Annotated in this window: 5 protein-coding genes and 1 pseudogene; 2 read left to right on the top strand and 4 right to left on the bottom strand. The window is 33.1% G+C overall.

Annotation, left to right across the window (positions count from 1 at the left end; all coding sequences use genetic code 11):
* Window positions 1-512 (top strand): CAP domain-containing protein (locus tag MW688_RS03910; RefSeq protein WP_486734608.1); only part of this gene is annotated, 512 nt, incomplete at its 5' end.
* 253 nt (window positions 513-765) lie between these two features.
* Here the strand turns inward: MW688_RS03910 and MW688_RS03905 are convergent.
* From MW688_RS03905 to MW688_RS03895, 3 genes are all read right to left on the bottom strand, one after another.
* Window positions 766-1,146 (bottom strand): IS1 family transposase, encoded by a 381-nt coding sequence (locus MW688_RS03905; RefSeq protein ID WP_486734607.1) that lies wholly within the window; start codon window positions 1,144-1,146, stop codon window positions 766-768.
* A gap of 79 nt (window positions 1,147-1,225) precedes the next feature.
* On the bottom strand, window positions 1,226-1,324 hold the full coding sequence (locus tag MW688_RS03900; RefSeq protein ID WP_486734606.1) for an IS1-like element transposase: 99 nt from the start codon (window positions 1,322-1,324) through the stop codon (window positions 1,226-1,228).
* Between the two features lie 61 nt (window positions 1,325-1,385).
* A complete protein-coding gene (locus tag MW688_RS03895) occupies window positions 1,386-1,508 on the bottom strand; it encodes an IS1/IS1595 family N-terminal zinc-binding domain-containing protein (protein WP_486734605.1) in 123 nt (40 codons plus the stop codon).
* A 126-nt stretch (window positions 1,509-1,634) separates the two neighbouring features.
* Between MW688_RS03895 and MW688_RS03890 the strand changes: the two are divergent.
* Window positions 1,635-1,916 (top strand): annotated as a pseudogene (locus tag MW688_RS03890) (IS1 family transposase); the annotation flags it as partial.
* A 128-nt stretch (window positions 1,917-2,044) separates the two neighbouring features.
* On the opposite strand, the gene MW688_RS03885 reads toward MW688_RS03890, so the two are convergent.
* Window positions 2,045-7,330: a 5'-methylthioadenosine/S-adenosylhomocysteine nucleosidase family protein gene (locus MW688_RS03885; RefSeq protein WP_486734604.1), complete on the bottom strand. Its 5,286-nt coding sequence runs from the start codon at window positions 7,328-7,330 to the stop codon at window positions 2,045-2,047.
* Window positions 7,331-7,394: the final 64 nt, after the last annotated feature.

The raw sequence follows: 7,394 nt of genomic DNA, 5'->3' as shown, positions 1-7,394 counted from the left end.
ATGGAGATGGGAAAGACGACATCTTTCGCTATATCCCTGGTACTTCAGGAGCAGATGTGTTTCTTTCAAATGGTTCGCAGTTTGGTGGCTCCGCAACCAGTGGCGCTCAGGAAATGAATAAGTTAGAGCAGTTAGAGCAAACTGCTCATCAATTAGTGAATAAATATCGCCAACAGCAAGGTTTACAACCTTTGAGCTTAAATCAAGCTATTACTAAACAGGCACGCCTTCATAGTCAGAATATAGCCGAGGGAAAAGTTCCATTTGGTCATCAAGGGTTTGAACAGCGTGTAGAAGCGATCGCCACTCAATTACCCCATCATCGATCAGCAGAAAATGTGGCCTATAATCAAGGTTATAGTGATCCTGCTCAACAAGCAGTAGCAGGTTGGATTGATAGTGCTGGTCATCAAAAAAATATGGTGGGAAATTTTAATTTTACTGGCATCGGGGTTGATCAAAATCAGGATGGTGTTTATTATTTCACACAAATCTTTATCTTAAAACCTTAGAAACTGTTTGAACGAAAGTGTCAGAAATGGGTTCTCAAAAATTGACTGAAATTGATTAAAGAGTCCTTTCTTTCTATTTTTAACTTAAGCTGCTATAAACATTTCTTTTAACAAATTAACTCTCTCTAAAAATATTTTTCTTCTCTCAAATAAAGACACGAATTCTCCCATAAATATTTGAGGTCTAAAGAAGTTTTTTACTTCTTCAAATAATTTACAAAATCTTTCGGTAGTGAAGTAAATCTGTGGATAGCTATATAATCTCTCTATTAAATTCGTATTTATTTATATAAAGTCCAATTACTAGATCGTGCATTGGAGAGATTTTTGAGAAACAGATTGTTTTCCTTTGTAATCGTTTAATTCTTGTCCTTAATGTTAAATGTTTTCTTTCAATTTTCTGCATTTTATACTTGCTTACTATTCTTTCCTCTTTTGATAAATGACGTTGATAAGTTTTCAAATTATCTGTGTAGAATTTAGTAATTCCGAATGGTTTTAACATTCGTTTTAACTTCAAAAACATTCGGTCTTGTCTTTGCCCTAGAACATAAGCCAGTATTGTTCCACTTTCATGGTCGATCGCGTGCCAAAGCCATCTTTCGTGACCTTTTTTAGCAACATAACTTTTCATTTCATCTACTTCTGCTTTTTGAAGTATTACTTCGATTTCTTGAGTTTTTCGTTGTTTTAACCATTGATGATTTACTTGTTCAATTAAAGGTTGTTTTTTTAAGTTCTGATGCTACCGTTTTTTGAGATATCTCTAAAACTCTAGCGGTCTCTCTGATTCCACTGCCATTAACTACCATTCGAGGTATTTTTTTCTTAACTTCTTTTCGACATCCATTATAACTGTAATCACAAATAAAGCTACGGCGCTCGCATTCGGAGTTTCGACAAAGATATCGTTGTTTTCCTTCTCGGTGAAAAACCATTTTTTACTACATTTGTAGAATGGCAATGTGGACATTCTACCGGAATCCAAACAGTCATTAGCATATTTCTTGAGTTCTTCAATCATCATACTAATCAGATATTTATCATAATTCATCTATCTTTCCACAGATTTACTTCACTACCGGAGTCTTAGCAATACAAATATGAGACCGTAGTGGCCAAACTTTTCAGCAGCTTTGGAAAAGAATTACAATCTGGGATAGTCGAAGATATTTAACCGATGGATATTGCGTTTATGCCGATTATATTGAACCAGAGAAACACGCCGTTTTACCAAAAACTAAATTGACAAGAGTAGAAGGGGAAAACACACGGTTGCGACATTACTTAGCTCGATTACATCAAAACACTTTATGTTACTCAAAATGCGTAAAAATGTTATGGTATTCAATCCGATTACTGATGCTCTATTTGCGATTTGAAATGATACCAATTCAATACTAAGCAACTGCTAATTCAGCAACGCCTATGTAGTTATGGACTCAGGCACATTTTTACTCTTTTTAGAATGAAATAGCCCTGCTCTATTGGGTATCTTCTTTGCTGGAAATCGCCTTAAGATTTTTGGTATTCTAAGGCCACCAACGTCCTACATCCTGAATAGCAACAGCCATTTCTTGAATTGCCTCAGTTCCACCTAAAGATTTAATAACAGGAATTAAAGCACTGAGATCTGATAATAAGTCTTTTCGAGTGCGACTAGCTAAAATGGGAAGTGTATTGCGCCAAAGCGGATAAATCTGTTCCCGTGGAAGTTGTGAAAGATATAGGCTTATAAGTTCTAATTGTGATTTTCTGCTATCATCGTTGATAAGGCTAATAACATTTAGTATTTTTCTTAAGACCTCTTCTAACTTATTTTCTGGGAGATAATCAATTAACAAAAGCGTATTTAGAGCTAAAGATTCTTTAAAAAGCTCATTTTCATTCTTGTTTAATTCATTCCAAATATTCATTGCTCGGTTATTCCATATATTTATTAATTCTAAAAAGATTGATTCTGGTATGGTCTTACCTAGTTCTATTAAATCTGTTGGTTCAAGTTCCATAAAATTTACGTTTGTGTCTCTATTATCTTTAAAAATATAGTTTTTTAATAAACTTGTTTGATTAGATTGAGGAAAACACACAATAAGAGTAATTAAAGTTTTTATTTTCAAATAAGAAGAGCTGTTAATTTTTATTAGTGCTATGTCAAGTGCCACATTTAATAATTGTTCTGATAAATAAGGTGCTATTTTATTCAAAACTTCACTGGTAAAATACGCATCATTATTGCTATTACTTGTTTGGAAATTACTAATTCTATTCAAAACTTCATCCTTAAATATATTGTCTCGCTGAAATTGATGTAAATAGCAGGCAAGCTCTGCGAACGTCTTGATTCTAAGATCTGAATCTCTAATTATGTTGGCTAAATTTAGAGCTTGTGTTAATAAGTCTGAATAATTTTCAAAAAAAGGAGCTAATTTAATTAAGTTATCGGATATTTTCTGGTCAGTATCTCTTTGTTGGTCTCCAATGCTGACTTGATCTTCCCCTATGTTTTGTGCTATCCTCTTTACAGCGTTTAATCCTTCTTCTAAAAGATCTTGTCGTACATTAGGCGCTAGTTTAACTATTATATCTACTAATAAATTTTGATCCTCTAATTTTCTTACTGTGTCCAGTAATTCTTTTAATTGAGAGTTATTCAAGTAGGGGATAAGTTTCCTAATCGATACTTTTCTTCCTAGATCTCTTTTAATTTCCGTTGCTACTTTAATTATTGGTGTCAGTATATTTTCTTTGAGAGATTCTGGTATTGAAGAAACTAACTTAACCATTGCCTCTACTTTAAATTCATTTAACTCTTTAATTCTAGGTTGCTCTTGGTTGTCATATTCTTTTTGACATCGTTTCTCTATTATTGGTATGATCTCTTGTTCTAATAAATCATTTTTTTGCTCATCTGATACATAAGAAATTAGCTTAACAAAAGCTTTTTCTCTATATTCATCTGCTTCAATTGTTTCGGCTATACTTAATGCTGTAGCTAACAATGGATTGGACAGATGAGGAATTAAGTCAATTAATACTATTGCCCGACTCTCATTATTTCTAATTGATTGAATTCTTTCCAGTATTTGTTGGAGTAACGGTATTGACAGATAAGGAGCTAATTTTAATAAAGTATTTATTCTATTTGTGTCATCTTGAATAAGCTGGGCTGAAATTGAACTATGTTGACTTATATATTCTTGACTTTGTGTTTCAGTAGTGTTATCTATAGAAGAAATTTGACTATTATTTAGGTTTAAATCTTGTAATAAATTATTTAAATATAGTTGACAACTAACTACACAAAGTAACCTTTTTACTATTTCTTTTATTTCTTCTATTTCTAAATTTAAAAAACGCAATGAATCTAACTCATTAGAAAGTAACCTTTTTACTATTTCTTCTATTTCTTCTATTTCTAAATTTAAAAAACTCAATAAACCTAACTCATTAGCAAGTAAAACTATTTGATTTATTTGTGAGTTTGAAGACAATAAATCTAACTCATCTTTTAAAACCATTTTTTTCCTCTCTCTAACCTCCCTAACCTCGTAGTTATTGTAATTTTGGTTTTCATTATTTCTAGGCTGTCTGCTCTCTAAGTATTTAATGATATCTAACTCTCTAAAATTTTTAATAGAATCTATGAGATTTAAGTATACTGTGTTAATTTCTTGTGTTAATTCATTATTATGTAAAAGATTAGAACTCAATTTTTGTGGATAAAAACTATGGAAAATAACATCAATTATATTATTTAAATCTGATATTTTTTGCTTTACTTTTTCCTTCAATAAATCCCTCAAAAATGTTGATAAATAGGGAATTAATATTTTTAAATTTTTGGATCTATGACAATTATCAATATTTTTACTACTAATAAAAGTCTGTATATCTTTATCCAAAACTTCTTCTATAACTTCTTCTATTTTTGGGGTTAATCTGTGAATTACTGTCGTTTTATAATCTGAAGAAAAAAAATAAGAAAAAAATACGTCTAATCCACGCAACTGATTATTTATGGTAAATTTATTTATTATGTTTAAAGCTTCATCAAATTGAGAATTTTGTATTTGGTTGGGAGATTTTTCAGCACAAATATTTCTATAACCATTAATTATAATTTCCTCCAGTTCCAACCGTTTTGATTCACGTCCATAAAAATATTTCTGTTTTGAAAACGTTTCTAGTGATTCTTGAAATATTTTGCTTATGTCTGAAATGTATGATTCTGATGTTGATAAATTAACAGCTATATATGCTAGTGCAAAAGATTTTTTTACAAAATTTGTTTTTTGTCGAGCATAACTAAGTGCTATATCTTTATTGTCAATATTTTCTCTAACCATTTGTCCCAAATTTTCAGGTGAAAAATTATCGGCTAAGCTATTTATTGATGCTAGGATAAGAGCATAGCGAACCTGGAGACCAATTGCTTGAGAGCGAGAGCCATCTGTTTCAAATAGTTTTTCCGCGAGTTTCCATGCGCGGTTTACATCCGCCAAATAACCTGTGACTTGTTCTAAACTGCCTCGTGTCTGATACCAACCATTTTTCCCTTCATCTGTTTCTTCTTTGAGCAAATTATGCAGTTCTATCTCACAACCAGCTTTTTCTATATGCCAAGCAAGATTGGAATGAATATAACCATCATCGTTTAAAGTCTGCCATAAGTCGTTTTGAGTTTGTTTTCGATAACTTTTTAATAATTGTTGATGAGCTTGAGAAAGAGGTAGTGCTAACCCTGGTAACTGCCAATCTTCATGTGGTTGTGTGGCCAATTCAACTAATTTACGGGCTAAATCGTGTAAGAGGTCATGTAGACGATAGTTAATTCCTTCTTCACTGGACACACCTGGTAATAATAAGGATTTACTTCGTAAATCGATTAAAGTTTCTTCAGCTTTATCTTCATCACATTCCCACAAAGTTGCTGCCATTTTTTTGGTAATGGTCACATCATCTGGTAATACTCCTAACCAAGTGAACTTAGTTAATTCACTAGACTCTAATCCTCTTAAACTTAGATTAAAACAAGCTTCTAAACTATATTTTTTTCGCTTTTCCTCATTAGATAAACAAGGTTTCGGTTTCTTTAGATCTAATTTGTCTAATTTGACAATTTCTGATTGTAAATCTGAGAGAATTTTTGGCCAAGATATTCCCTTATTAATCCGAGCTGCTACTAATTCTAAAGCTAGGGGTAAGTATCCTACTGTTTTTGCTAAAGTTTCGGCTTTTTCACGTTCTTCACTAGTTAGCTGATTAGTTAAACATTTAGTTAATAACTCTAAAGATTGTTCTGGAGTCATGATGTCTAAATTAAAAGGAATTGCGCCTTGTACAGGAACTTCTCTAGTGGTAACTAAAAGTTGACATCCTTTTCCAGCAATTTGAAAAGGCTCTACATGTTCAAGATTCCAGAGGTCATCAACTACAATTAAGGCTTTTTTATCTGCTAGTAAGGTTCTTAATTGTGAAGTTGCTACATCTACATTAGTTGGTTTAAAGTCATAATCTCCTAATGCTTGTATCCAACCATGGAGAAATGACAGGATATCTGGTTCTTGACCTAAAGTCGCCCAAAAAATACCATCAGGAAAGTGTGATTGTACTTCGGTATCATGGACTAGAGCTGTTGCTAAGGTAGATTTGCCAATTCCTCCTAAGCCATAAATAGCTCTAATAACTAAAGTTCCATTTTGAGCTGCTTCTTGAGATAATAGACGATTTTTCAGTTCATTACTTACTTTTGGACGTTTTACAAAATAGGGAGGTAAAGGAGGTGCTTGAAAGGGAATTCTATTCGTTGAGCTTTTTTTTTGAGGTAAATATTTTTTCAGAAAATCCCTCAAAAATGATGCTGATGCTTTGGCTGCAAAGTCTCTAAAGGAGTCATCTTTATACTGGTCTGCGTAATCACATACACCCTTGACAAAGATCATGTACTCAATTTCCTGAATTTCTGAGACAATCCCTATCGCCTCTCCTTCCATTTCTAAACCAATTATCTTTCTTTGTACATTGGCTATTTTGTCAAAAATATTTTCATCTTGAATAACTGCTGTTCCTGTTCCCACTGTTCCTAGATGTACTTTGAACTCTGGATCTGCTTTAGGCTCATCAGGAAAGTCCCATTCCTGAGTCTTATGATATTCTCTTCCTTCTTCTGTTAACTTAAATCCTGTTGCTTCTATCCATTTTTTTTGTTTTAATCGTTCTCTGGTAGCTTGGCGGTCTAATACATACTTTTTGATGGGTGCATAGTCTTGCAGTTTACTTATTTTCTTCGCTTCTAATGCTGCAATTGCTCTGAGTAACCATTCAGCTTGGTAATCAATGGAAAGTGGTCGCTCATCAACAAAAGTTGGTTTCCACTCCTTCATTATTTGTTCTACAGATGTTTTCCACGTTCGTTTGAGATTAAAAGTAGTTATGTCATGTTGTAATTGTCCTTCTTTGATTTTGCCCTCATCGTGGCGAAATACTTTCTCAGCTACTATGACATCTCCTAAGAAAACACCCCATTGACGACGACCCGCACAAATACCGCACATAGCTAAGCACTGTGGACTCAATTCCTTAGTCAGCGCAGTAGCTAAAGCTGCTGCTTCGGTTGCACCCATTCCATGAGCCCACATGGCGGCTACTTTGAAGGAAAAATCTTGTTCACTCTCAAAGTCTTTAATGTAGTATTTCGTAAAGTTATCTTCTTTAACGTCTGTCCATGAGTCTATTCCGCCTGTTACTGCCATTAAAGCATCAAATTCTTCTTTAAGAGCAGCAATGATTAAGACGTTGGCTTTACTTTCTGTCATATTTTTGCTGGAATATGGGTTAAGAGATTGGCTAATCGACTTTAGACATAGATGTGCCTTTTAC

The organism is Johannesbaptistia floridana (assembly GCF_057440575.1).
The sequence above is the reverse complement of the archived record's forward strand: the minus strand, read 5'-3'. Positions and strand labels throughout refer to the sequence as shown.

Excerpts from the sequence above, each read along its gene's own strand:
- MW688_RS03905 (WP_486734607.1), bottom strand. The coding sequence starts at position 1,146 with ATGAAAAGTTATGTTGCTAAAAAAGGTCACGAAAGATGGCTTTGGCAC.
- MW688_RS03900 (WP_486734606.1), bottom strand. The coding sequence starts at position 1,324 with ATGGTAGTTAATGGCAGTGGAATCAGAGAGACCGCTAGAGTTTTAGAG.
- MW688_RS03895 (WP_486734605.1), bottom strand. The coding sequence starts at position 1,508 with ATGACTGTTTGGATTCCGGTAGAATGTCCACATTGCCATTCTACAAAT.
- MW688_RS03885 (WP_486734604.1), bottom strand. The coding sequence starts at position 7,330 with ATGACAGAAAGTAAAGCCAACGTCTTAATCATTGCTGCTCTTAAAGAA.